At 72.6% G+C, this 24967-nt stretch carries 20 protein-coding genes; 12 read left to right on the top strand and 8 right to left on the bottom strand.

The features are described 5' to 3' along the window. Window positions 1–82: 82 nt before the first annotated feature. Window positions 83–724, bottom strand: coding sequence for a TetR/AcrR family transcriptional regulator (locus ACFXMG_RS25825; protein WP_383828465.1), 642 nt, complete (start codon window positions 722–724; stop codon window positions 83–85). A 252-nt stretch (window positions 725–976) separates the two neighbouring features. On the opposite strand from ACFXMG_RS25825, the gene ACFXMG_RS25820 reads away from it, so the two are divergent. The 4 genes from ACFXMG_RS25820 to ACFXMG_RS25805 all read left to right on the top strand — a co-directional run bounded on the left by ACFXMG_RS25820 (window position 977) and on the right by ACFXMG_RS25805 (window position 5304). Then, window positions 977–1945 (top strand): tetratricopeptide repeat protein, encoded by a 969-nt coding sequence (locus ACFXMG_RS25820; RefSeq protein WP_383828467.1) that lies wholly within the window; start codon window positions 977–979, stop codon window positions 1943–1945. A gap of 628 nt (window positions 1946–2573) precedes the next feature. Further along, on the top strand, window positions 2574–3245 hold the full coding sequence (locus tag ACFXMG_RS25815) for a DUF6230 family protein (RefSeq protein ID WP_383828469.1): 672 nt from the start codon (window positions 2574–2576) through the stop codon (window positions 3243–3245). Between the two features lie 108 nt (window positions 3246–3353). Continuing rightward, window positions 3354–3941, top strand: a complete 588-nt coding sequence (locus ACFXMG_RS25810) for a DUF6114 domain-containing protein (protein ID WP_383828471.1) — start codon at window positions 3354–3356, stop codon at window positions 3939–3941. Further along, a complete protein-coding gene (locus ACFXMG_RS25805) occupies window positions 3931–5304 on the top strand; it encodes a hypothetical protein (protein WP_383828473.1) in 1374 nt (457 codons plus the stop codon). Before ACFXMG_RS25810 ends, ACFXMG_RS25805 begins: the two co-directional genes overlap by 11 nt. A 318-nt stretch (window positions 5305–5622) precedes the next feature. Here ACFXMG_RS25805 and pyk read toward each other — a convergent pair whose 3' ends face one another. From pyk to pta, 3 genes are all read right to left on the bottom strand, one after another. Continuing rightward, window positions 5623–7053 (bottom strand): pyruvate kinase, encoded by a 1431-nt coding sequence (pyk, locus tag ACFXMG_RS25800; RefSeq protein ID WP_383826690.1) that lies wholly within the window; start codon window positions 7051–7053, stop codon window positions 5623–5625. Window positions 7054–7127: 74 nt separating this feature from the next. After that, window positions 7128–8447, bottom strand: coding sequence for an acetate kinase (locus ACFXMG_RS25795; RefSeq protein WP_383826692.1), 1320 nt, complete (start codon window positions 8445–8447; stop codon window positions 7128–7130). Further along, on the bottom strand, window positions 8444–10546 hold the full coding sequence (gene pta, locus ACFXMG_RS25790) for a phosphate acetyltransferase (RefSeq protein ID WP_383826695.1): 2103 nt from the start codon (window positions 10544–10546) through the stop codon (window positions 8444–8446). Before pta ends, ACFXMG_RS25795 begins: the two co-directional genes overlap by 4 nt. Window positions 10547–10878: 332 nt before the next feature. Here pta and ACFXMG_RS25785 point away from each other — a divergent pair, with 332 nt between their 5' ends. After that, window positions 10879–11904: a 6-phosphofructokinase gene (locus ACFXMG_RS25785; RefSeq protein WP_383826698.1), complete on the top strand. Its 1026-nt coding sequence runs from the start codon at window positions 10879–10881 to the stop codon at window positions 11902–11904. Between the two features lie 66 nt (window positions 11905–11970). Here the strand turns inward: ACFXMG_RS25785 and ACFXMG_RS25780 are convergent, their stop codons facing one another. The 3 genes from ACFXMG_RS25780 to ACFXMG_RS25770 all read right to left on the bottom strand — a co-directional run bounded on the left by ACFXMG_RS25780 (window position 11971) and on the right by ACFXMG_RS25770 (window position 15279). Next, the gene (locus ACFXMG_RS25780) at window positions 11971–12642 is read right to left on the bottom strand and encodes a helix-turn-helix domain-containing protein (RefSeq protein ID WP_383826701.1); all 672 of its coding nucleotides are present in this window, start codon (window positions 12640–12642) and stop codon (window positions 11971–11973) included. Between the two features lie 127 nt (window positions 12643–12769). Then, entirely contained in the window at window positions 12770–13447 is a 678-nt protein-coding gene (locus ACFXMG_RS25775; RefSeq protein ID WP_383826776.1) for a response regulator, read from the bottom strand. Window positions 13448–13452: 5 nt separating this feature from the next. Beyond that, window positions 13453–15279: an ATP-binding protein gene (locus ACFXMG_RS25770; RefSeq protein ID WP_383826704.1), complete on the bottom strand. Its 1827-nt coding sequence runs from the start codon at window positions 15277–15279 to the stop codon at window positions 13453–13455. Between the two features lie 151 nt (window positions 15280–15430). On the opposite strand from ACFXMG_RS25770, the gene ACFXMG_RS25765 reads away from it, so the two are divergent. From ACFXMG_RS25765 to ACFXMG_RS25735, 7 genes are all read left to right on the top strand, one after another. Beyond that, window positions 15431–16861, top strand: coding sequence for a cation:dicarboxylate symporter family transporter (locus tag ACFXMG_RS25765; RefSeq protein ID WP_383826707.1), 1431 nt, complete (start codon window positions 15431–15433; stop codon window positions 16859–16861). Window positions 16862–17048: 187 nt separating this feature from the next. Then, window positions 17049–17897, top strand: coding sequence for a nitroreductase/quinone reductase family protein (locus ACFXMG_RS25760; protein WP_383826710.1), 849 nt, complete (start codon window positions 17049–17051; stop codon window positions 17895–17897). A gap of 57 nt (window positions 17898–17954) precedes the next feature. Then, window positions 17955–18389: a MerR family transcriptional regulator gene (locus ACFXMG_RS25755; protein WP_383826713.1), complete on the top strand. Its 435-nt coding sequence runs from the start codon at window positions 17955–17957 to the stop codon at window positions 18387–18389. Window positions 18390–18403: 14 nt separating this feature from the next. Beyond that, complete coding sequence (locus ACFXMG_RS25750; protein ID WP_383826716.1) at window positions 18404–18739, top strand: thioredoxin family protein; 336 nt, start codon at window positions 18404–18406, stop codon at window positions 18737–18739. A 34-nt stretch (window positions 18740–18773) separates the two neighbouring features. Continuing rightward, window positions 18774–19247, top strand: a complete 474-nt coding sequence (locus tag ACFXMG_RS25745) for a GNAT family N-acetyltransferase (protein ID WP_383826719.1) — start codon at window positions 18774–18776, stop codon at window positions 19245–19247. Window positions 19248–19404: 157 nt separating this feature from the next. Next, a complete protein-coding gene (locus ACFXMG_RS25740; RefSeq protein ID WP_383826722.1) occupies window positions 19405–20289 on the top strand; it encodes an alpha/beta fold hydrolase in 885 nt (294 codons plus the stop codon). A gap of 146 nt (window positions 20290–20435) precedes the next feature. Next, window positions 20436–22670, top strand: a complete 2235-nt coding sequence (locus tag ACFXMG_RS25735; RefSeq protein WP_383826725.1) for a HelD family protein — start codon at window positions 20436–20438, stop codon at window positions 22668–22670. Between the two features lie 26 nt (window positions 22671–22696). Here ACFXMG_RS25735 and glgB read toward each other — a convergent pair whose 3' ends face one another. Continuing rightward, entirely contained in the window at window positions 22697–24910 is a 2214-nt protein-coding gene (gene glgB / locus ACFXMG_RS25730; RefSeq protein ID WP_383826728.1) for a 1,4-alpha-glucan branching enzyme, read from the bottom strand. Between the last annotated feature and the right edge of the window lie 57 nt (window positions 24911–24967).

Raw genomic sequence — 24967 nt, 5'->3', positions numbered from 1 at the left:
GACATGACGGCTGGGGACATGACGGACTGAGGGCCGGTACGGGGACTCCCGTACCGGCCCTCGGTCGTGTCTCTCCGCGCGGTCAGCCGAGGGCCGCCAGGGCGCCCAGGCCGCCGACCAGGAGGGCCGAGAGGCGGGCGACCCAGGCCGTGTCGACCGGCTCGGCGCTGACCAGGGCGCGGTGCACCACGGCGCCCGCGACGACGTCGAAGATGAGGTCGTCGGTGGCGTCCACGGCCACCGGGTCGCGCTCCGCGGGCAGTTCGCCGCGCTCCTGCGCCCGCCGGCGGCCGTCGAGGACCAGCCGCTTCTGGCGCTCCACGATCGAGGTGCGGATCCGCTCGCGCAGCGGGGCGTCGCGGGTCGACTCGGCGACCACGGCCATCAGCGCCGTCTTGGTCTCGGGGCGCTCCAGGAGGGCCGCGAACTGGAGGACGACGTGCTCGATGTCGGCCTGGAGGGAACCCAGGTCGGGCAGTTCGAGTTCATCGAAGAGGACGGCGACGGCGTCGACGACGAGTTCGTTCTTGTTGGCCCAGCGGCGGTACAGCGTGGTCTTGGCGACTCCGGCCCGGGTGGCGACGTCGCCCATCGTGAGCTTGGACCAGCCCAGCTCCACCAGGGCCGCGCGGGTCGCCTCCAGGATGGCCGCGTCGGCCTCGGTGGAGCGGGGGCGGCCGGTGCGGGTGGTGCGTGAGGTGGGGTGGCCGGACTTGCATGACATGGACGACGACCATACCCGCCGGTAGGTACGGCGCCAGAGGCGCGTGATGTGAGGCAGTTCACGCCGGAGGGCTTCCCTTCGCCCCGGGCCCCGCCCTTACGCTACGACCCGTAGCGAAAGGCAATGAGCGGCCTGAGCGACAACCATGCAGGACGCCGGGTGGGGACCCGGCGAGCGGTGGGCGCCCTCGGCGGAGGGCGCTGTTCAGCCATGGCTTACCGGATCCGCGCGCGGAAGGGGGAGGATGTACTCATGCAGCCCCGAAACATGTCCATGAGCGGCGTCGTCGACCTCGCCGCGGTGAAGGCGGCCGGAGAGGCCAAGGCGAAGGCGGAGCAGGCGCGCGCCGAGGCCGCCCGGCACGGCGGGCCCGCGGCGGTGCCGCCCTCCGCCCTGGTGATCGACGTCGACGAGGCGGGCTTCGAGCGCGATGTGCTCCAGCGTTCCGCCGAGGTCCCGGTCGTCCTCGACTTCTGGGCCGAGTGGTGCGAGCCCTGCAAGCAGCTGGGCCCGCTCCTGGAGCGGCTGGCCGTGGAGTACGACGGCCGCTTCCTGCTCGCGAAGATCGACGTCGACGCCAACCAGATGCTGATGCAGCAGTTCGGCATCCAGGGAATTCCGGCCGTTTTCGCGGTCGTCGCCGGTCAGGCGCTGCCCCTCTTCCAGGGTGCGGTGCCCGAGGCGCAGATCCGCGAGACCCTCGACCAGCTGATCCAGGTCGGCGAGGAGCGCTTCGGCCTCACCGGTCTCGCCGTGGACCGGGACGCGGACGGCTCCGAGCCCGCCGCCCGCCCGGCCGCCGGCCCGTACGACGCCCTCCTGGAGGCGGCCATGTCCGCGCTCGACGCGGGCGACCTGGGCGGTGCGGTCCGGGCGTACCAGAACGTGCTGGCCGACGACCCCGAGCACCCCGAGGCCAAGCTGGGCCTCGCCCAGGCCGAACTGCTCACGCGGGTGCAGGGCATGGACCCGCAGCTGGTGCGGAAGAACGCGGCGGACAACCCGGCGGACGTCACCGCGCAGATCGCCGCCGCCGACCTGGACCTGGTGGGCGGTCATGTGCAGGACGCCTTCGGGCGCCTCGTGGAGACCGTGCGCCGGACCTTCGGCGACGACCGGGACACGGCGCGGCTGAAGCTCCTGGAGCTGTTCGAGGTGATCGGCCCGGAGGACCCGCGGGTGATCGCGGCCCGGCAGGCGCTCGCGCGCGTCCTTTTCTGAGCCCCGAATTCCCGGCCCTGCGCTAAGCGCCTGCTCAGGGCGGGGCAGGGTCCCGGAATGCCTGGCGATTTGGCGACACGGTGACAAGTGGCGGCCGCGCTTTACCAAATCTTGACAAACGCGGCCGCTGTTACTTGCAGTAAATCGAACCCGTGAATCTGTCCGGGTTCACCCTCCTATAAGAGGATTTTCCGCACCAGGTGACTCCACCCTGTGTGCCCGGTCGGCGGCATCGCGCCATGGCGCGGTCACGCATCCGTTACTAGCGAGTAATGAACCCCTTGTGCGGGCGCCGCGAATGGACCACGATCGGCCACGCTCGGTCCGAACCGCACGCCCCGGCCACCGCCTGGGAGCGCGGCGAGGGTCCCCACCGGGCGGGCCGGCGGCCTCAGGCGGCCGGCCGATCGGACAGGGGGGTTCCTGCTCCCACCGGGCAGGACCTGTCCACCGGGCCGTGCGCACGCGCGGCACATGGTTGTCGCTCGGGGGTGATCGCCGGTGAGCCGGACGCGCGTCGCGCCTTCTGCTGCCTCGGCGCTCTCCTTCCCGAGGACGTAGCTCTTCTCCCATCCCAGGCCGGGCCCCGGGCCCTCCTGGAGATGTACGTCCGAGAAGGAGGATTCTCATGAAGTCCCAGGTTCGTGGCGGGACCAGATGGAAGCGGTTCGCCGTCGTCATGGTTCCGAGCGTGGCCGCCACGGCCGCGATCGGTGTCGGCCTGGCCCAGGGCGCGCTCGCCGCGTCGTTCAGCATCTCCGGCCAGGAGTTCAAGGTCCGTGCGGAAAGCCTCGTCGGTGAGGGCTTCGTCCAGTACGGCAGCGTCGCCTCCGGCAAGACGCTGGAGGGCGAGTCGTTCGCCGCTCCGGTCGCCGTTTCGGGCTTCAACAAGGCCTGGATCACCAAGATGTGCCAGTCGGTCGTCACGCCGAAGATCCCGTTCGTCGGTGACGTGACGCTCCAGCTGAACGCGGGCACCCAGGCCGGCAAGCCGGTGTACGCCGAGGGCCTGTACCTCGACGTCTCCTCGCTGAAGGCCGACGCCGAGTTCGAGAACATCGACATCGGCGTCGCGGCGGGCTCCGCCGACAAGAACGCCAAGGGCGAGGTCCTTCCGGGGCGCCCGGGCATCCAGCCCGAGACCAGGGCCAACCTGAACGGCTTCGCGCAGCGCGCCAAGACCGCCAAGCTCAGCAACGTCGAGCAGAAGGCGTGGGCGACCACCGCCGCGACCTTCAAGCTCCCCAACCTGAGCCTGTCCCTGCACCGGGGCACCTCGGCGGAGTGCTTCAAGGACTGATCCGGTCCCTCAGGGTGCGGGCCGTTCCGGCGGCCCGCACTCGCACCGGGGTCCGGCCCCGGTCTCTTCACCTTTTCTCAGCAATACCGCTTCCAGGGAGCTGTTTCCATGAGCGCCGAGACCCTTGCCTCCCGCGAAGTCCCCAAGAAGGAGAACCGGTTCAAGGTCTGGAGGCAGACCCGGCCCTTCTGGGCGGGACTGTTCACCATGATCGGCGGCCTGCCGATCGCCTACCTTCCCTACGGCGACGTGCGGCTCGGCAACGTCACCCTCGCCATGGCCACGACCGCCGGAGCGGGCGCGCTGATCATCGGCGTCCTGCTCGTCACCCTCGGCCTCACGATGTGGTTCCAGCCCATCGTCCGGGTCTTCGCGGGTGTCGCGGCGATCGTCCTGGCGCTGGTGTCCATCCCCGTGTCGAACTTCGGCGGACTGGTCGTCGGCTTCCTCTTCGCCCTCATCGGCGGCGCCCTGTCGGCGTCCTGGGCCCCCGCGCCCGAGATCGAGGAGACCGAGGAGACGCCGGGGACGGCGGAGGCGGAGCACGACGGCGGGCCGGAGGTCTTCGCGGAGACCGGCTCCGAGGCCGAGACCCGGGCCGTCGCGGCGGCCGGGGTGCCCGAGCAGCGCGAGACCGCCGGACCGGCGACCGAGACGACGATCGACGCCAAGGGCGGGAGGAACAGTGCGGGGTGACGAGACCCAGCAGGGCCTCGGCAGGAGCGGGCCGCGCCACGCGGCCCCTCGCAAGACGCTGCTGAACAGGATCCAGGGCCCCGCGGGCAAGGCGATGGCGCTCGCGGCCATGCCGACCGCGGTGTTCGTGGGCATGGGCCTCGCGCCCAGCCCCGCACTGGCCGACGAGAAGGACATCCCCTTCGCGCCCGGCCCCTGTGTGACCCGCTCCGACGAGCCGGTGGCGGAGGAGACGACGGCCACGCCCACGGCGAAGGCCACCGAGACCGCGAAGCCGGAGCCGACGGCTACGGCCACGGTCACGAAGCCGGTGGAGCCGACGGCCACCGCGTCCGCGACGGCGACCCCGTCCGCGACCGCGACCGCCACGCCCACCGCCACGGCGACCCCGGAGCCGACGGCGACGACGTCCGAATCCGCCGCCACCCAGGGCGGGGCGCAGGCTGCGGCACCCGCCGCCGACACCGCCCCGAAGGCCACGCCCACGCCCACGAAGTCGGTCAACCCGCTCGACCCGCTGGGCGTCGGCGACACCCTGAAGGACTTCTTCGACGGGCTCGCCCCGAAGAAGGAGCCCACGGCGACCCCGTCCGCCACCGCGACGACGGCCGCCCCGCAGCAGAAGGCGGCCACGCCGGACGAGACCCCGTCCACCCAGGCACCGGCGCCCGAGGCGACGTCCGAGCCCACGAGCGAGCCGAAGAAGACGGAGGCCAAGGCGACGGAGGAGCTCGCGCCCGCCGCCGCCAAGGCCAAGGCCGCCATCGAGAAGGCCGCGGAGAAGGCCGGCGCGAAGGTCGAGGAGCTCCCCGAGAGCGCCCAGGGCCTGGACGCCAAGAAGGACACGGACATACCCGAGGGCGCCAAGCCGCGCTTCCCGTGCCCCGAACCGGACGCGGAGGCCCTCGCCGCCGCCGACCTGGAGCCCGGCATCCCGCTCCTGCCGGACGACCCGTGGCGCCTCAGCACCTCCCTGCTCACCCTCAAGGGGCTGAAGTACCACGGCATCGTGGAGGTGAAGACCTCCAGCGGGCAGATCAAGAAGGTCCTCAAGTTCACGGCCAAGGACGGCGTGGACATCAAGGACCTGCACCAGACGACCGTCCACTCGGAGGGCCGCACGGCGCACGTCCGCTCGAACAGGGGCTCGACCTCGACGATCCGGAACGGCACGGTGACCATGTACACCGAGTCGATCAAGGGCAACCTCTTCGGGATCATCCCCATCGAGTTCACCCCGAACTCCCCGCCGCCCCTCGACGTGCCGCTCGCCATCTTCTCGAACTGCACGGTCGTCCAGGCCGGCCAGTTCGGCGGCACCCTCAAGATCCCCGGCCTCCGCAACACCATCGAACCCAGCTGACCCGACCTCGGCTGAGCACGACGGCCTCCCTCTCCCCGACCGGGAGGGGAGGCCGTCGTCGTGTCACGCCGTCAGCCGAGCGCCTCGGCGGCGGCGCGCCGGATCCGCTTCGTCCGCCCGGCTTCCGCCAGCCCCGCGCTCGGCGCGCGGCACCCGCTCCAGGACCTCTCCGACGACGGCCGACGCGAGCGCGGCATCGGGCTCCGCCGCGACCGCGGCCAGCAGACTTCTCGACGAGGGTGGTCGGCAACGGCCGGTGGGCCGCACCCCTCATCGGGGTGCGGCCCACCGGCCGTTCTGTCTGTCCGCGGGGGCGCGTCAGTCGCGCTCGCCGCCGCCCAGGTGGTGGACGCGGACCATGTTCGTGGTGCCGGGGACGCCGGGGGGCGAGCCGGCGGTGATGACCATGGTGTCGCCCTCGTTGTGGCGCTGGAGCTTGAGGAGCTCGGCGTCGACGAGGTCGACCATCGCGTCGGTGTTGTCGACGTGCGGGACGACGAAGGACTCGACGCCCCAGCTCAGGGTGAGCTGGTTGCGGGTGTTCTCGTCCGTGGTGAAGGCGAGGATCGGCTGCTGGACCCGGTAGCGGGAGAGGCGGCGGGCCGTGTCACCGGACTGGGTGAAGGCGATCAGCGCCTTGCCGCCGAGGAAGTCGGCGATCTCGCAGGCCGCGCGGGCGACGGAGCCGCCCTGGGTGCGCGGCTTCTTGCCGGGGACCAGGGGCTGGAGGCCCTTGGAGAGCAGCTCCTGCTCGGCCGCGACGACGATCTTCGACATCGTCTTCACGGTCTCGATCGGGTAGGCGCCGACCGAGGACTCGGCGGAGAGCATGACCGCGTCCGCGCCGTCCAGGATCGCGTTGGCGACGTCGCTCGCCTCGGCGCGGGTCGGACGGGAGTTGGTGATCATCGACTCCATCATCTGGGTGGCGACGATGACGGGCTTGGCGTTGCGGCGGCACATCTCGACGAGGCGCTTCTGCACCATCGGGACCCGCTCCAGCGGGTACTCGACGGCGAGGTCGCCACGGGCGACCATGACCGCGTCGAAGGCGGCGACGACGCCTTCCATGTTCTCGACGGCCTGCGGCTTCTCGACCTTGGCGATGACCGGGACCCGGCGGCCCTCCTCGTCCATCACCTTGTGGACGTCCTTGACGTCGTTGGCGTCGCGGACGAAGGAGAGGGCGACCATGTCGCAGCCCATGCGGAGCGCGAAGCGGAGGTCGTCGACGTCCTTCTCCGACAGCGCGGGGACGTTGACGGCCGCGCCGGGCAGGTTGATGCCCTTGTGGTCGGAGATGACACCGCCCTCGATGACCACGGTCTTGACCCGGGGGCCGTCGACCTCGACGACCCGCAGCTCGACGTTGCCGTCGTTGATGAGGACCTGGTCGCCCTTGGAGACGTCGCCGGGCAGACCCTTGTAGGTGGTGCCGCAGATGGACTTGTCGCCGGGGACGTCCTCGGTGGTGATGGTGAACTCGTCACCGCGCACCAGCTCGACCGGGCCCTCGGCGAAGGTCTCCAGGCGGATCTTGGGGCCCTGGAGGTCGGCGAGGACGCCGACGGCGTGCCCGGTGTCCGCGGAGACCTGCCGGACGCGGTCGTACCGCTCCTGGTGTTCTGCCTGGGAGCCGTGGCTGAAGTTGAATCGGGCCACGTTCATACCGGCCTCGATGAGAGCCTTCAGCTGCTCATACGAGTCGACGGCGGGGCCCAGCGTGCAGACGATTTTGGAACGGCGCATGAGGCGGATCCTATCGGTTTGTTTCACTGCGGAATATTCCGGCTGGCGGAAAGTACAAATGGGCGGGGGCCCGCTCAGGCGTTTGTCGTTCGAGTAACTTTTCCGACCGGACTTCCAACCGGACTTCCGACCGGACTTTCACCCGGACTCGCACCCGGCCTTTCACCCGTCAGATCGAAGGTCTGGCGGGCGATCTCCAGCTCCTCGTCGGTCGGTACGACGGCCACCGCGACCCGCGCGTACTCGGGGGAGACGACCCGCGGTTCGTCCGACCGTACGGCGTTGAGGTCGGCGTCCACCGCGAGGCCCAGCTCCTCCAGGCCGGCGATCGCCGCCTCCCGTACCGGCGCCGCGTTCTCGCCCACGCCGGCGGTGAAGACGACGGCGTCCACCCGGCCGAGGACCGCGTAATACGCGCCGATGTATTTCTTCAGGCGGTGGATGTAGATGTCGAAGGCGAGCGCGGCCCGCTCGTCGCCCTCGTCGATCCGGCGCCGGATCTCGCGCATGTCGTTGTCGCCGCAGAGCCCGACCAGGCCGGACTTCTTGTTGAGCAGGACGTCGATCTCGTCGGCGGTCATGCCCGCCACCCGCTTGAGGTGGAAGGTGACGGCCGGGTCGATGTCGCCGGAGCGGGTGCCCATGACCAGGCCCTCCAGCGGGGTCAGGCCCATGGAGGTGTCCACGCAGCGTCCGCCGCGGACCGCCGAGGCGGAGGCGCCGTTGCCGAGGTGGAGCACGATCACGTTCACCTCCTCCGGCTCCTTGCCGAGCAGCTTCGCCGCCGCCCGGGAGACGTACGCGTGCGAGGTGCCGTGGAAGCCGTAGCGGCGGATCCGGTGCGCGTCGGCGGTCTCCACGTCGATCGCGTACCGTGCCGCCGCCTCCGGCATCGTGGTGTGGAAGGCGGTGTCGAAGACGGCGACCTGCGGCAGGTCGGGGCGCATCGCCATGGCCGTACGGATGCCGAGCAGGTTCGCCGGGTTGTGCAGCGGCGCCACCGGCACCAGGCGCTCGATCTCCGCGACGACCTCGTCGTCGATGACGGTCGGCTCGGTGAAGCGCAGCCCGCCGTGCACCACCCGGTGCCCGATCGCGGCCAGCTCGGGGGAGTCGAGCCCGAGGCCGTCGGCCGCCAGCTCCGCGGCGACCGCCTTGAGGGCCGCCGCGTGGTCGGGGATCGGGCCGGTCCGCTCGCGCTTCGCGCCGCCGCCGCCCTGGAGCGGGGTGTGGGCGAGCCGGGAGGTGTCCTCGCCGATCCGTTCCACCAGGCCGAGGGCGAGCCGGCTGCCGTCGCTCATGTCGAGCAGCTGGTACTTCACCGACGAGGAGCCGGAGTTGAGGACGAGGACGCGGCTGGGGGCTCCGGCGGGTACCGGGAGGGGGGTCGTCATGCGGTGGGCTCCTGGGCGTCTGCGGCCCCGGCGGGGACCTGGGACTGGATCGCGGTGATGGCGACCGTGTTGACGATGTCGCTGACGAGGGCGCCGCGCGAGAGGTCGTTGACCGGCTTGCGCAGGCCCTGGAGGACCGGGCCGACGGCGACGGCGCCGGCCGAGCGCTGGACCGCTTTATAGGTGTTGTTCCCCGTGTTGAGGTCGGGGAAGATCAGCACGGTCGCCTGGCCGGCCACCTCGGAGCCGGGCAGCTTGGTCGCCGCCACGGAGGGCTCCACGGCCGCGTCGTACTGGATCGGGCCCTCGATCCGCAGCGCCGGGTGCGCGTCGCGGACCAGCTTGGTCGCCTCGCGCACCTTGTCGACGTCCGCGCCCGAGCCGGAGGTGCCGGTCGAGTACGAGAGCATCGCGATCCGCGGCTCGACGCCGAAGCGGGCGGCGGTGGCCGCCGACTGCACGGCGATGTCCGCGAGCTGCTCGGCGTCCGGGTCCGGGTTGACCGCGCAGTCGCCGTACACGAGCACCTTGTCGGCGAGGCACATGAAGAAGACCGAGGAGACGATCGAGGCGTCCGGCTTGGTCTTGATGATCTCGAAGGCGGGGCGGATGGTCGCGGCGGTGGAGTGGACCGAGCCGGAGACCATGCCGTCGGCCAGGCCCTCCTGCACCATCAGGGTGCCGAAGTAGTTCACGTCGGCGACGACGTCGTACGCCAGCTCCACGGTGACGCCCTTGTGGGCCCGCAGCGCCGCGTACTTCTCGGCGAAGGCGTCCCGCAGCTCGGAGGTCTGCGGGTCGATCAGCTGGGTCCCGCGCAGGTCGACGCTGAGGTCGGCCGCCTTCTTGCGGATCGCCTCGACGTCGCCGAGCAGGGTGAGGTCGCAGACGTCCCGGCGCAGCAGCACGTCGGCGGCGCGCAGCACCCGCTCCTCGCTGCCCTCGGGGAGCACCACCCGGCGCCGGTCGGCGCGCGCCTGCTCAAGCAGCTCGTGCTCGAACATCATGGGGGTGACCCGGCCGCTGGGCGCCACCGAGATCCGCTTGAGCAGGTCGGCGGTGTCCACGTGCCGCTCGAAGAGGCCGAGCGCGGTCTCCGCCTTGCGCGGGGTGGCCGCGTTCAGCTTGCCCTCCAGGGCGAAGAGTTCGGCGGCGGTCGGGAAGCTGTTGCCGGGGACGGAGATCACCGGGGTGCCGGGCGCGAGCCGGGCCGCCAGGGTGAGGATCGCGTCGCTGGGCCGCTCGTCCAGGGTGAGCAGGACGCCGGCGATCGGAGGCGTACCGGCCGAATGGGCGGCGAGCGCGCCGACGACCAGGTCGGCGCGGTCCCCGGGGGTGACGACCAGGCAGCCGGGGGTCAGCGCGTTGAGGAAGTTCGGCAGCATCGCGCCGCCGAAGACGAAGTCCAGGGCGTCGCGGGCCAGCCCGGCGTCGTCGCCGAGGACGACGCTCGCGCCGAGCGCGTGGGTGATCTGGGCGACGGTCGGGGCGGCGAGCGCGGGCTCGTCCGGGAGGACGTAGCAGGGGACGGGGAGGCGGGCGGCGAGCCGCTCGGCGATGACCTCGCGGTCCTCGGCCGTCACCCGGTTGACGACCATCGCGAGGACGTCGCAGCCGAGGCCGTCGTAGGCGCGGAAGGCGTTGCGCGCCTCGGCGCGGACGGACTCGGCCTCCTGGCCCTTGCCGCCGACGACCGGGATGACGGAGGCGCCGAACTCGTTCGCCAGACGGGCGTTGAGCGCCAGCTCGTCGGGGACCTGGGTGCCGGCGAAGTCCGTACCGAGGACGAGGACGACCTCGTAGTCGCGGGCGACCGCGTGGAAGCGGTCGACGAGCCGGGAGAGGAGTTCGTCGGTGCCCTGCTCGGCCTGGAGCGCGGACGCCTCGTGGTAGTCCATGCCGTAGACCGTCGACGGGTCCTGGGTGAGCCGGTAGCGGGTGCGCAGGAGGTCGAAGAGGCGGTCGGGGCCGTCGTGCACCAGTGGACGGAACACCCCCACCCGGTCCACCTGTCGGGTGAGGAGTTCCATGACTCCCAGCTCGACGACCTGGCGGCCGTCCCCGCGGTCGATCCCGGTCACGTACACACTGCGCGTCACGCCGTGGTCTCCTGTCCAGTCCTGCGGAAGGGGCCCGTCCCGTGGAGGGGCCGTCCTGCGCGAGGGCCCGGCCCGTCCTCGGGGCCCGGCCCTCGCCTGCGTCAACCCCCGGTGCTGGAAAGGCACCGATAGGGTGGCATTACCCCCTTGACAATACCTCTGCACCTGGGTAGGCCGCCCGCTGTACGAAGGCCCCTCTCCGGGGGACGAAAGACCCCCGGACGGACCCGTTCCCGGCACGCGCGGAGCGGCGGCGAACGGCCGCGAGGCACCGGTCGTGTGAGAATCGAATCGGCTCAAACTGACCGCGACCGAGCAGGAGACACAGCACGATGCGCATCGGAGTTCTCACCGCAGGCGGCGACTGCCCCGGCCTGAACGCAGTGATCCGGTCGGTCGTGCACCGGGCCGTGACCAACTACGGGGACGAGGTCATCGGCTTCGAGGACGGCTACGCCGGACTCCTCGACGGGCGCTACCGCACCCTCGACCTCAACGCCGTCAGCGGCATCCTCGCCCGCGGCGGCACCATCCTCGGCTCCTCCCGCCTGGAGCGCGACCGCTTCGCCGCGGCCTGCGACAACGCCAAGGAACTCGTCGAGAAGAGCGGCTTCGACGCCCTCATCCCGATCGGCGGCGAGGGCACCCTGACGGCCGCCCGGATGCTGTCCGACGCGGGCGTGCCCGTCGTCGGCGTCCCCAAGACCATCGACAACGACATCTCCTCCACCGACCGCACCTTCGGTTTCGACACCGCCGTCGGCGTCGCCACCGAGGCGATGGACCGGCTGAAGACCACCGCCGAGTCCCACCAGCGGGTCATGGTCGTCGAGGTGATGGGCCGTCACGCCGGCTGGATCGCGCTGGAGTCCGGCATGGCCGGCGGCGCCCACGGCATCTGCCTGCCCGAGCGCCCCTTCCACCCCGCCGACCTGGTCAAGATGGTCGAGGAGCGCTTCGCCCGCGGCAAGAAGTTCGCCGTCATCTGCGTCGCCGAGGGCGCCCACCCCGCCGAGGGCACGATGGACTACGGCAAGGGCGCGATCGACCAGTTCGGCCACGAGCGCTTCCAGGGCATCGGCACCGCCCTCGCCTACGAGCTGGAGCGGCGCCTCGGCAAGGAGGCCCGCCCGGTCATCCTCGGCCACGTCCAGCGCGGCGGCACCCCCACCGCGTACGACCGCGTCCTCGCCACCCGCTTCGGCTGGCACGCGGTCGAGGCCGTGCACCGCGGCGAGTTCGGCAACATGACCGCGCTGCGCGGCACCGACGTGAAGATGGTGCCGCTCGCCGAGGCCGTCACCCGGCTCAAGACGGTCCCGGAGGACCGCATCCGCGAGGCCGAGTCGGTCTTCTGACCGCCGGTACGCACCCCAGGACGGAGGTCCCGCGCGGCGGGACCTCCGTCCTGTCTTTTCCGGGACCTACAGCCCGACCGCCGCCCAGAAGTGCTCGTTGACCGCCTCCAGGTACGCCCGGCCCTCGTCGCCCGTCGCCCCCGAGGCGCCCCAGCTGGACGTCGCCGCCATATGGGCGTGGTACTCCGTGTGCAGCCGCGCCAGCGCCGGCTCCACGATCCGCTTCGGCAGCGGCAGCATCCGTACCGCCGGCTTCACGTACGCCTGCCAGCGGGTCGTCGCCGCGTCCCGCAGCAGCTCCGCGAGCCGCTCGTCACCGCCGGTCGCGGTGATCAGGGCCCGCGGGCCGAGCCCCAGCGCCTCGGCGAGCGCGGCCGTCTGCCGCTCGGTGCCCTTCCAGCCGCCCTCGTCCTCCATCCGGGCGTACGCGGGCGCCGCGACGCCCACCCGCCGGGCCAGCTCCTCCACGGACAGCCCCCGCGCCATCCGGTGCTCCCGCAGCGTGGAGGCGACGGCGATCAGGTCGGCGGGGGAGCACCACAGGACACCGGCGAGGGCGGTCAGCTCCTGCTCGCTCGGCACGAGGGTGCCGCGCTCCCAGGCGGCGACGGTGTCGGGGGTGACGGGGAGGCCGTACTGGGCCCGCAGGCCGTACGCGACATGACCCGGCGCCATGCCGAGCCCCTGGCGCAGGCGGCGCGCGGCCGGGGCGTCGAAGGGGGGAGAGGGACGGTGCACGTCGCCAAGGTAGGCGCCCGGGGCAACGACTGGCTACGGTGCGTTCATCCGAGGCCACGGCCTGTAGGAACATGGGAACCAACCGGTAATCGGCGCGTGACGTCCGGTGAGCGGTACGCGCTCCGTCTCAGCGGCTCCCGCGCCAGCGGTACTGGAGCTCCGGGCGGCCGATCTGTCCGTACTGCGGAGCCCGCGCCGCCCGGTCCTCGGTGACCAGGTGCTCCAGATAGCGGCGGGCGGTGATCCGCGAGATCCCCACCGCCAGGCCCGCCTCGGCCGCCGTCAGCCCGACCGGCGCCTCGCGCAGGGTGCGGGTGACGGCCTCCAGGGTCGGGCCGCTCAGCCCCTTCGGCAGGGTCGCGGGGTGCGGGGCGCGCAGCGCGGCGAGCGCCCGGTCGACCTCGTCCTGCCCGGACGCCTCCCCGGCCGCGCCCCGGAACTCCGCGTACCGCGTCAGCCGGTCCCGGAGCGTGGCGAAGGCGAAGGGCTTGAGCACGTACTGGACGACCCCGAGCGACACCCCCTCGCGCACCACCGCCAGATCGCGCGCCGAGGTCACGGCGATGACGTCCGCCCCGTGCCCGGCGGCCCGCAGCGCCCGCAGCAGCGCCAGCCCGTGCCCGTCCGGCAGATAGAGGTCGAGCAGGATCAGGTCGACCGGCACGCGGTCGAGCTGCCGCACCGCCGCGGCGCGCGAGTGCGCCACCCCCACCACCCGGAACCCCTCCACCCGCCCCGCGTACAACGCGTGCGCGTCGGCGGCGACAGGATCGTCCTCGACCACCAACACCCGAATCTCCTGCACCCCGCTCACCGGGCACCTCCGCCGGCCCGGCGCACGGCACCGTCGTCGGCGCGGGTGGCCGGCTCGGCGTCCGGACCGGCGTCCGGGCCGTGGCACGGCCGGGCCGGGAGCGCGGTGGTCGCACCCGGCCGGTCGTCGGCGTGCCGTGGCCGTGGGGGTACGCCGCTGGTGCCCGGGTCCGCGTCCCGGGGGAGGTGGGCCGGGGCGTCGCCCGGCGTCGGCGCCTGGGGTGTCAGCGGTACCCGGACCGTGAAGCGGGCGCCGCCCTCGGGGGTCTCGGTGACGGTGAGGGTGCCGGAGGCGCGGGTGACGGCCTGGCGGACCAGGGCCAGGCCCAGGCCGCGGCCCGGGCCGCGGGTGGACCAGCCCCGGCCGAGGACCGCGTCCCGGTCGGCGGGGCGGACGCCGGGCCCGCTGTCGTCGACCCGGAGCAGCAGCTCCCCGTCGCCCGCGCGGGCCGCGACGGTGACCGTCACGCGCGCGTGCGGGGTGCCGCCCGCCGCCTCCACCGCGTTGTCCACGAGATTGCCCAGGACCGTGACGAGGTCCCTCGGCGCCAGGGACGGCGGGAGCAGCCCGTCGTCGATCCGGCTGTCCTCGGTGAGCACCAGCTCCACGCCCCGCTCGTTGGCCTGCGCCGCCTTGCCGAGCAGCAGCGCCGCGAGGACCGGCTCGCCGACCGCGTCCACCACCCGGTCCGTGAGCGCCTGCGCCAGCTCCAGCTCGGCCGTCGCGAACTCCACCGCCTCGGCCACGCGCCCGAGTTCGATGAGCGACACCACCGTGTGCAGCCGGTTGGCCGCCTCGTGGGCCTGCGAGCGCAGCGCCTCCGTGAAGCCGCGCTCCGAGTCCAGCTCCCCGGAGAGCGACTGGAGTTCGGTGCGGTCCCGGAGGGTCACCACCGTGCCGCGCCGCTCCCCGCCCACCACCGGGCGGGTGTTGACGACGAGGACCCGGTCGTCGGTCAGGTGCGTCTCGTCCACCCGGGGCTCCGAGGAGAGCAGCGCCCCGGTGAGCCCCGCCGGCAGCCCGAGCTCCGCCGCGGGCCGTCCGATCACCCCCTCGTCCAGGCCCAGCAGTTCGCGCGCCCCGTCGTTGATGAGCGCGATCCTGCGCCGCCCGTCGAGCATGACCAGCCCCTCCCGCACGGCGTGCAGCGCCGCCTCGTGGTAGTCGTGCATCCGGCTCAGCTCGGCGGCGTTCATCCCGTGGGTGTGCCGCCGCAGCCGGGCGTTGATGACGTACGTCCCCGCTCCGCCGAGCGCGAGCGCCGCGCCCGCCATCCCGAGCAGCGCGGCGACCTGCTCCCGTACCTGCGCGCTGATCCGCTCGATGGTGATGCCCGCGCTGACCAGGGCGATCACCCGCCCGTCGGCGAGGACCGGCGTGATCGTCCGCACGGACGGGCCGAGGGTGCCGAGGTGGGTCTCGGAGAAGGTCTCGCCGCGCAGCGCCGGTTCGATGTGGCCGAGGTAGTGCGCGCCGATCCGGTCGGGTTCCGGGTGGGTCCACCGCGTGCCGTCCGGCGCCATGATCACGATGAAGGCCACGTCCGCCCGCCGGCGCAGCTCCTCCGCGTACGGCTGGAGCGCGACGGACGGATCGGCGGCCTGGGCCGCGGCCACCACGGACGGCGACCCGGCGACGGCCGTCGCGGTCGCGGTGGACTGGCGCCGCGCGGTCTCCTCCGCCTGGCCCTGGTCGGTGAGGTACGCGAAGACCGCGCAGCCCGCCACGACCGCGGCCATCAGCACGACCTGCATCGCGAAGAGCTGGCCCGCCAGGCTGCGGGGCCGTGGCCGGGGGAGGGGGCGGAGGAGCGGGAGGCGCATGCGAGCAAGTGTGCACGCCGGGATTTGCTCCGAGGCATTGCGTTCCCGAATCGTGCCCTTCCCCCGAACCGTCCCCAGGCCCCCTGGGGAGGGCCTGTGACGTTTCGGTCGTGAACGAAACGCACGTAACCGTGACCCCGGTCACAGGCTGATGGATAGTCGCGGAGTCCACCGGGACGTGGACACCCATCAGCGCGAGGAGGACCCCGTGGCCGCACGCCGGGACCGTACCCACTATCTGTATCTGGCCGTGATCGGCGCCGTCCTGCTCGGCATCGGCGTCGGTTTCCTCGCCCCGGGCGTGGCCGTCGAGCTGAAGCCGCTGGGCACCGGCTTCGTGAACCTGATCAAGATGATGATCTCGCCGATCATCTTCTGCACGATCGTCCTGGGCGTCGGCTCGGTCCGCAAGGCCGCCAAGGTCGGCGCCGTCGGCGGTCTCGCCCTCGGCTACTTCCTCGTGATGTCGACCGTCGCACTCGCGATCGGCCTCCTCGTCGGCAACCTCCTGGAGCCCGGCTCCGGCCTCCACCTCACCAAGGAGCTGGCCGAGGCCGGAGCCCAGCAGGCGGAGGGCGCGAGCGAGGGCACCGCCGACTTCCTGCTCGGGATCATCCCGACCACGCTCGTCTCCGCCTTCACCGAGGGCGAGGTCCTCCAGACCCTCCTCGTCGCCCTCCTCGCGGGCTTCGCGCTCCAGGCCATGGGTTCGGCGGGCGAGCCGGTGCTGCGCGGCATCGGGCACATCCAGCGGCTGGTCTTCCGCATCCTCTCCATGATCATGTGGGCGGCCCCGGTGGGCGCCTTCGGCGCCATCGCCGCCGTCGTCGGCGCGACCGGGCTCGACGCCCTGAAGTCGCTCGCCGTCATCATGATCGGCTTCTATCTGACCTGCGCGCTCTTCGTCTTCGTCGTCCTCGGCGCGCTGCTCCGGCTGGTCGCCGGGGTCAGCATCTGGGCGCTTCTGAAGTACCTGGGCCGCGAGTTCCTGCTGATCCTGTCGACCTCGTCCTCCGAGTCGGCGCTGCCCCGCCTGATCGCGAAGATGGAGCACCTGGGCGTCTCGAAGCCGGTCGTCGGCATCACCGTCCCCACCGGCTACTCCTTCAACCTCGACGGCACCGCCATCTACCTCACGATGGCCTCGCTCTTCGTCGCCGAGGCGATGGGCGACCCGCTCTCGATCGGCGAGCAGATCTCCCTCCTCGTCTTCATGATCATCGCCTCGAAGGGTGCCGCCGGCGTCACCGGCGCGGGCCTCGCCACCCTCGCGGGCGGCCTCCAGTCGCACCGCCCCGACCTGGTCGACGGCGTCGGCCTCATCGTCGGCATCGACCGCTTCATGAGCGAGGCGCGCGCCCTCACCAACTTCGCGGGCAACGCCGTCGCCACCGTCCTCGTCGGCACCTGGACGAAGGAGATCGACCGGACACGGGTGACCGAGGTCCTGGCGGGGAAGTTCCCCTTCGACGAGAAGACGTTCGTGGACGACCACGCCGGCCACGCTCCGGCGGCCGACGACCCCACCGCCGTGCCGGACCAGCGTGACCAGGGCGAGGAGCGCGCCCGCGCCGGCGTCTGACCGTCGTGAACCTCCTCCCGGGACCCGGGCCTTGAGCCGGATCCGGGCACCGGGAGGATCCCGCTCCGTGCGCGAAAGGCCCTTGACACCGTCAAGGGCCTTCGCGTGAGATGGGGCCACTCACGTCGCGTGTCGGTCCGCGCTCGAAAGCGGAGACATGGAGGCAAGAGGACAGTAGGGACGGCAGTTGCCTCTCGACTTCAACGTCCAGATCATCGAAGAATTCCGCACCAACGCCGGACGCCTCGGCGGCCCCTTCGAGGGATGGGTGCTCCTTCTCCTCACCACCACCGGCGCCAGGTCCGGCGCAGAACACACCACCCCGCTCGGCTTCGTCGAGGACGGCGACCGCCTCCTCGTCGTCGGCTCGGCCGGCGGCTCCGACCGCCACCCGGACTGGTACCGCAACGTCCTGGCCCACCCCACCGTGACCGTCGAGGTGGGCGAGGACCGCTGGCAGGCCACCGCCGTCGCCGCGACCGGCGCCGAGCGGGACGCGCTCTTCGCGAAGGTCGTCGCCGCCGCCCCCGGATACGCCGACTACCAGAAGGCCACCACCCGGGTCCTGCCCGTCGTGGTCCTCCACCGGATCCCGGTCTCCGACTACGCCCCGCCGAACCGGCTCGACGCCCTCGCCGACGAGCTGGTCAAGATCCACGACTGGCTGCGCGGCGAGCTCGCCGCCCTCGCCGACGGCCTCGCGGCGCCGGGCGCGGCCGAACTCACGGTGGAGCTCCGCCGCCACTGCCTCACCTTCTGCGCGGGCCTCGCCCACCACCACGGAGGCGAGGGCGCGGGCCTCTTCCCGTACCTGGCACGGGAGTTCCCCGAGAAGGCGGAGGTCTTCGAGCGGCTGCGGGCCGAGCACGAGACCGTCGCCCGCGCCCTGGAGGAGCTGCGCGGGCTGCTCGCCCGGGTCGACGAGACCGGGCCGGAGGAACTGCGCCCCGAGTTCGACCGGCTGCGGTCGGAGCTGGAGACGCACTTCGCGTACGAGGAGGCGGAGATCGTGCCCCTCCTCAAGGCGGCCGGCTGAGGTTCCGTACCCCGCCGTCTTGCCTTGACGTCGGCGTCAACGCGTACGTTCGTCGTCATGCGCATCGGAGAGCTGGCCGAGCGGGCCGGGACGACCACGCGGACCCTGCGGTACTACGAGTCCCGTGGTCTCCTGCCCGCCCGGCGCACCGAACAGGGGCACCGCACCTACGACGAGAGCGACCTGCGGCTGCTGCGGGAGATCCGGACCCTCCAGGACTTCGGGTTCGAGCTGGAGGAGACCCGGCCGTTCGTCGACTGCCTGCGGGCGGGGCATCCGGCGGGGGACTCCTGTCCCGCGTCGGTCGCGGTCTACCGCCGCAAGCTCGACGAGCTGGACGCGCTGCTCGGCCGCCTCCAGGAGGTACGCGACCAGGTGGCCGTCCAGCTGCTGAGGGCCGAGGCGGACCTGCCCGCGGGCCCGGCCCCGCGGTGCGAGCTCGGCACGGAGACGGCAGCGAGCACGGAGACGACAGCGAGCACGGAGGAGTGACGGAGATGACGGAGATGACGACGAATCCCACGGTGACCGAGACGAGCGACGCGGAGTTCGCGGCGGACGTCCTGGCGGCCGGGCCCCCGGTCCTGGTGCAGTTCACGGCCACCTGGTGCGGCCCCTGCCGCCAGCTGAAGCCGGTGCTCGCCGCGCTCGCGGCGGAGGAGGAGGGACGGCTGCGCGTGGTCGAGATCGACGTCGACCGCAACCCCGAGACCACCGCCCGCTACGGCGTCCTGGCCACCCCCACCCTGATGGTCTTCCAGGGCGGCGAGCCGGTGAAGTCCCTGGTCGGGGCGCGCCCGAAGCGGAAGCTCCGGCAGGAGCTGGAAGACGTCCTGGACTGAGCCGGGGCCCGGATCCCGTGCCAGACTCGGCCCCATGAACCATGATCACGACGAGACGGGGCTGACCGTCGGGGGCCGCGACCCGGACCTGACGAAACTCCTGGACCGGGGCCTCGACGCGTACAACTTCGCGGCCACCCGGACCACCGCCGAGGACCAGGGCGAGCTGTCCGTGCGCGCGGTCGACCCGGCGACGGGCGAGACCGTCGGCGGGCTGACCGCCTGGACCTGGGCCGGACTGCTCGGCATCGACATGCTGTGGGTGCGCGAGGACCACCGCCAGGGCGGCTGGGGGAGCCGGCTGCTGCGCGCGGCCGAGGCGGAGGCCCGCCGGCGCGGCTGCGACCGCGCCGTCGTCTCCTCCTTCACCTTCCAGGCCCCGGACTTCTACCGGCGGCACGGGTACGTGGAGACCGGCCGCACGCTCGGCATCCCGGGCGGCGCGGAGGACGTCCACTTCCACAAGAGCCTCACCCCGGACGCCAAGGCCCTCAGCCCGGACACCTAGAGCCTCACCCCGGGCGCCCCGTAGGGGGAGGGTCGGATCCCTCCCGAGGGGTCCGGCCCTTTCGCGAGGGGTCCGGCCCTCCGTGGTGCTTGACCTTCCCCGGGGTGTTGGCGATACGATACGTCTCGTCTTGTTGAGCCGACGGGAGGAGATCCGCATGACGCGGGAACGGTATGTGGACGTGGAGCCGGGCGTACGGCTCTGGACCGAGGAGTACGGCGACCCCGGCCGGCCCCCGCTGCTCCTGGTCATGGGCGCGCTGGCCTCGGGCCTCGCCTGGCCCGACGGGCTGGTGGCGCTGCTCGCCGAGCGCCACCGGGTGATCCGCTACGACCACCGGGACACCGGCCGCTCCACCTGGGCCTTCGACGAGAAGCCCTACCCGCTCTCCCGGCTCGCCGAGGACGCCGTCGCGGTCCTCGACGCGTACGGGATCGAGCGGGCCCACGTCGTCGGCATGTCCCTCGGCGGACTGCTCACCCAGCTCCTGGTCGCCGACCACCCGGACCGGCTGCTCGGCGCCACGGTCATCGGCACCGCCGCGCTCAGCACCACCCCGTACGTCCGCCCCGACGGCACCCGCGTCCCGGCCGAGGAGCTGCCCGGGCCCGCGAAGCACCTCCTGGAGTTCTGGTCCCGCCCCGAGGAGGACCGCGACCTGGAGGCGGAGCTGGACCACCGGGTCGCGCACTGGCGGGCCCTCGCCGGCGACGCGCTGCCCTTCGACGCGGACTGGTTCCGTGAGCGGGAGCGCGCGATCGTCGCCCACACCGGACACCACACGCCCGGCACCGCGCACGCCCGCGCCGACGCCTCCGGGCTCCTCCGCACCGACGAACTGGCCGCCACCGAGGTCCCCGTCCTGGTGATCGCCGCCCCGGCCGAGCCGGTCGCCCCGCCCCCGCACGCCGAGCACCTCGCCCAGGTGATCCGCGGCGCCCGCCTCGTGGAGATCCCCGGCATGGGCCACGCCCTGCCCCCGCGGGTGCACGCCCCGCTGGCGGAGGCGATCCTCCGCCACACGAAGTCCCAGGGGGCCTGACGGGCGCACAAAAATACCCCGGCTGAATTGACAGTCGGGGTGGTGCGGCGCCTATATTAGTGAATTCCGTGTGCGTAGTCGGACTTTACGTCCGACGAATTCACGGAGCATTTCACTAAAGGCACTGTATCGCGCTGGGAGTCGAATTGTCAACCGAGCCAATTCGGGACGAGCAGAAATTCATCACCTCGCTCTACGCGCGGCTCGACGACCTGAGGGACCGGGCCGAGGCCGCCGTCGGGGACGCGCTCAAGGCCCCCGGGACCGGGAGCGCGCAGTCGCGCCTGGAGCGGGACATCATGGTCGCCGAGCAGTCGGGGCTGCTCGCCGCGTTCAACGCCGGCGAGACCGGGCTCTGCTTCGGGCGGCTCGTCTTCCAGGACGGCCGCGACCACCACATCGGGCGCATCGGGCTGCGCGAGGACGACCCGAAGCGGACCCCGCTCGTCGTCGACTGGCGCGCCGAGATCGCCCGCCCCTTCTACCTCGCCACCGGCCACGAGCCCATGGGCCTCACCCGCCGCCGGCACATCACCACCCAGGGACGCGAGGTCGTCTCGCTCCACGACGAGGTCCTGGACCTCGCCGACCGCAGCCGCTCCGGGCACGAGGGCCGCGACGCCGACGAGGTGCTGCTCGCCGCGCTCGACGCCGCCCGCACCGGCCGGATGCACGACATCGTGCAGACCATCCAGGCCGAGCAGGACGCCATCATCCGCTCCCCGCACGCCGGCGTCCTCGTCGTCGAGGGCGGCCCCGGCACCGGCAAGACCGCCGTCGCCCTGCACCGGGCGGCGTACCTGCTCTACGCCCACCGCGAGCAGCTCGCCAAGCGGGCCGTCCTCATCGTCGGCCCCAACCCGGCCTTCCTCGGCTACATCGGCAACGTGCTGCCCTCGCTCGGCGAGACCGGCGTCCTCCTCGCCACCCCCGGCGAGCTGTACCCGGGCGTTCGCGCCGGCGGTACGGACACCCCGCGCTCCGCCGCCGTGAAGGGCGACGTCCGGATGGCCGCCGCTCTCGCGGAGGCCGTACGCGACCGGCAGCAGGTCCCCGAGCGCGGGGCGCCGCTCGTCGTCCCGCACGAGGACGGCGACCTCGTCCTCGACTGGGACATGGCCCTGGAGGCCCGCCACAAGGCCCGCGAGACCTTCCTCCCGCACAACCTCGCCCGCCCCTACTTCGCCTTCCGGATCCTCGACGCGCTCGCCGCGCAGCTCGCCGACCGGATCGGCGCCGACCCCTACGGCGGCCCGAACTTCCTGGGCCCCGACGACATCGCCCTGCTCGCCAAGGGCGTCGCCGCCAACCCCGACGTGCACGCCGCCATCGACGACCTCTGGCCCGAGCTCACCCCCGAGGAGTTCCTCACCGGCTACCTCGCCGAACCCACCCACCTCCCCGAGGAGGACGCCGCCGCGATCCGCCGCGACGGCGGCGCGTGGACCCCGGGCGACGTACCCCTCCTCGACGAGGCCGCCGAGCTCCTCGGCCACGACGACTCCGCCGCCCGCGCCGCGCAGGAGGCCGAGCGGCAGCGCCAGGTGCAGTACGCGCAGGGCGTCCTCGACGTCTCCTTCGCCTCCCGCACCTACGAGTTCGAGGACAAGGAGGAGCTCGACGAGGACGCCTCCGAGGTGCTGTCCGCGCACGACATCATCGACGCCGAGCGGTTCGCCGAGCGGCAGGAGGAGGCCGACCACCGCACCGCCGCCGAGCGGGCCGCCGCCGACCGCACCTGGGCCTTCGGCCACATCATCGTCGACGAGGCGCAGGAGCTGTCCGCGATGCAGTGGCGCCTCCTGATGCGCCGCAGCCCCACCCGCTCCATGACCCTCGTCGGCGACCCCGCCCAGACCGGCGACCCGGCCGGCGTCGGCGCCTGGGAGCGGATCCTCACCCCGTACGTGGAGGACCGCTGGCAGCACGTGAGGCTCGCGGTCAACTACCGCACGCCCGCCGAGATCATGGCGGTCGCCGCCGCCGTGCGCCGCGCGGACGACCCCTCCTTCGAGCCGCCCGGCTCCGTCCGCTCCACCGGCGTCGAGCCCTGGGACCGGACCGTCGAGGACCCGGTGAAGGAGACCGCCGACGCCGTCGCGGCCGAGCGGGGCGCCGAGGGCCGGCTCGCCGTGATCGCCCCGGCGGAGCTGCTCCCCGCCCTCGTCGAGGCCCTCCCCGACGCCGCGTACGGCCCGAAGCCCGACCTGACGCGCCCGGTGGTCCTCCTCGACCCCCGGCAGGCGAAGGGCCTGGAGTTCGACACCGTCCTCGTCGTCGACCCGGACGGCATCCGGGCCGGCGCCACGCACGGGACGAACGACCTGTACGTGGCGCTGACCCGGGCCACCCAGCGGCTCGGAATCGTCAGACGGGCCTGAACACGGTCACGCGGCGCTGAACACGCTCACGCGGGCCTGAGCCAGACCGTCGCGAGCGGCGGCAGCGTCATCCGGACGCTCGCCGCCCGGCCGTGCCACGGCACCGACTCGGTCTTCACCGGGTCGGTGCCGGTCAGGTCCGAGCCGCCGTACCGCGCCGCGTCCGTGTTCAGCACCTCGCCCCACGCGGCGAAGGAGTCCGGCACGCCGAGCCGGTAGTCGTGCCGGACGACGGGGGAGAAGTTGCAGACGGCGAGGAGCGGCGAGCCGAAGCCGTCGTAGCGCAGGAAGGCGAGGACGTTGTCGTCGGCCGCGTCCCCCACCACCCACTCGAAGCCCTCCGGCGCGGTGTCCCGCTCCCACAGCGAGGGCGTCGCCGTGTAGACCCGGTTCAGGTCCCGCACCAGGTCCTTCACGCCCCGGTGGTCGGCCTCGGCGCCGTACTCCGGGTCGAGCAGCCACCACTCCGGGCCGTGGTCCGCCGACCACTCCGCGCCCTGCGCGAACTCCTGCCCCATGAACAGGAGTTGCTTGCCGGGGTGGGCCCACATGAAGCCGAGGTAGGCGCGGTGGTTGGCGCGCCGCTGCCACCAGTCGCCGGGCATCTTCGACACCAGCGCCCGCTTGCCGTGCACGACCTCGTCGTGCGAGATCGGCAGGATGTAGTTCTCGCTGTACGCGTACACCATCGAGAAGGTCATCTCGTGGTGGTGGTACTTGCGGTGCACGGCCTCCTTCTCCATGTACTGGAGCGAGTCGTGCATCCAGCCCATGTTCCACTTCATGCCGAAGCCGAGCCCGCCGTGACCGCCCGGGCCGACCAGGTCCGTCGCCCGCGTCACCCCGTCCCAGGCCGTCGACTCCTCGGCGAAGGTGACGATGCCGGGGCAGCGGCGGTAGACGGTGGCGTTCATCTCCTGGAGGAAGGCGACCGCGTCCAGGTTCTCCCGGCCGCCGTACTCGTTCGGCAGCCACTCGCCGTACTCGCGTGAGTAGTCGAGGTAGAGCATCGAGGCGACCGCGTCCACGCGCAGGCCGTCGACGTGGAACTCCTGGCACCAGTAGACGGCGTTGGCGACGAGGAAGTTGCGCACCTCCGTGCGGCCGTAGTCGAACTCCAGCGTGCCCCAGTCCGGGTGGTGCGAGCGGCGCGGGTCCGCGTGCTCGTAGAGCGGGCGCCCGTCGAACTCGGCCAGCGCCCAGTCGTCCTTCGGGAAGTGCGCCGGCACCCAGTCCATCAGGACGCCGATCCCGGCCCGGTGCAGCGCGTCCACCAGGAACTTGAAGTCGTCCGGGGTGCCCAGGCGGGCGGTCGGCGCGTAGAAGCCGGTGACCTGGTAGCCCCAGGAGCCGCCGAAGGGGTGCTCGGTGACCGGCATGAACTCCACGTGGGTGAAGCCGAGTTCGCTCACGTACTCGGGCAGCTCGTCGGCCAGTTGGCGGTAGGTCAGCCCCGGGCGCCAGGAGGGCAGGTGGAGCTCGTACACGGAGATCGGCGCCTCGTGCGGCGGGCGGGCGCCGCGCCGGGCCATCCACTCCTGGTCGCTCCAGGCGTAGTGCGACTCGGTGACGATGGAGGCGGTGTCCGGCGGGCACTCTGTGCGGCGGGCCATCGGGTCGGCGCGGACGGTGTGCGAGCCGTCGGGGTGGGTGATGTCGTACTTGTAGACCGCGCCCTCCCCGATGCCGGGGACGAACAGCTCCCACACGCCGGTCGAGCCGAGGGAGCGCATGGGCAGGCCGGTGCCGTCCCAGTGGGTGAAGTCACCGGTGACGCGGACGCCGCGGGCGTTCGGCGCCCAGACGGCGAAGCGGGTGCCGGCCACGCCGCCGTGGGTCATCGCGCGGGAGCCGAGTGCCGTCCACAGCTCCTCGTGCCGGCCCTCGCCGATCAGGTGCAGGTCGAGCTCGCCGAGGGAGGGGAGGTGGCGGTACGGGTCCTGTACGGAGATCTCGCTGCCCTCGTACCGCACGCGGAGCTCGTACGCGGGGACCTTGCGGAGCAGCGGGACGAGCGCGGAGAACAGTCCGTCGCCGTCGTCGAACAGCTCGACCTCGCGGCCCTTCGGCAGGACGGCCGTGACGCCCTGCGCCCAGGGGCGCAGGGCGCGGATGACGAGGCCGCCCTTCACCGGGTGGGCGCCGAGGAGGGCGTGCGGGTCGTGATGCTCTCCGGCCAGCAGCCGCGCGCGGTCGCCGGGGTCGAGGGGGGGCGCCGTGCGGGGCGTCTTGGCGGTCACCGGAAGCCTCCTGAAACGTAGAAAAGGGTACGAACAAGGCAACTCCCCCGCCCCCCA

The organism is Streptomyces sp. NPDC059201 (assembly GCF_042754585.1).
Classification (GTDB): Bacteria; Actinomycetota; Actinomycetes; order Streptomycetales; family Streptomycetaceae; genus Streptomyces.
This window is presented reverse-complemented; position numbering and strand designations above follow the sequence as displayed.

Coding starts and splice junctions, on each gene's coding strand:
- ACFXMG_RS25825 (WP_383828465.1), bottom strand. CDS start 724: ATGTCATGCAAGTCCGGCCACCCCACCTCACGCACCACCCGCACCGGC.
- ACFXMG_RS25820 (WP_383828467.1), top strand. CDS start 977: ATGCAGCCCCGAAACATGTCCATGAGCGGCGTCGTCGACCTCGCCGCG.
- ACFXMG_RS25815 (WP_383828469.1), top strand. CDS start 2,574: ATGAAGTCCCAGGTTCGTGGCGGGACCAGATGGAAGCGGTTCGCCGTC.
- ACFXMG_RS25810 (WP_383828471.1), top strand. CDS start 3,354: ATGAGCGCCGAGACCCTTGCCTCCCGCGAAGTCCCCAAGAAGGAGAAC.
- pyk (WP_383826690.1), bottom strand. CDS start 7,053: ATGCGCCGTTCCAAAATCGTCTGCACGCTGGGCCCCGCCGTCGACTCG.
- ACFXMG_RS25795 (WP_383826692.1), bottom strand. CDS start 8,447: ATGACGACCCCCCTCCCGGTACCCGCCGGAGCCCCCAGCCGCGTCCTC.
- ACFXMG_RS25785 (WP_383826698.1), top strand. CDS start 10,879: ATGCGCATCGGAGTTCTCACCGCAGGCGGCGACTGCCCCGGCCTGAAC.
- ACFXMG_RS25770 (WP_383826704.1), bottom strand. CDS start 15,279: ATGCGCCTCCCGCTCCTCCGCCCCCTCCCCCGGCCACGGCCCCGCAGC.
- ACFXMG_RS25765 (WP_383826707.1), top strand. CDS start 15,431: ATGGATAGTCGCGGAGTCCACCGGGACGTGGACACCCATCAGCGCGAG.
- ACFXMG_RS25755 (WP_383826713.1), top strand. CDS start 17,955: ATGCGCATCGGAGAGCTGGCCGAGCGGGCCGGGACGACCACGCGGACC.
- ACFXMG_RS25750 (WP_383826716.1), top strand. CDS start 18,404: ATGACGACGAATCCCACGGTGACCGAGACGAGCGACGCGGAGTTCGCG.
- ACFXMG_RS25745 (WP_383826719.1), top strand. CDS start 18,774: ATGAACCATGATCACGACGAGACGGGGCTGACCGTCGGGGGCCGCGAC.
- ACFXMG_RS25740 (WP_383826722.1), top strand. CDS start 19,405: ATGACGCGGGAACGGTATGTGGACGTGGAGCCGGGCGTACGGCTCTGG.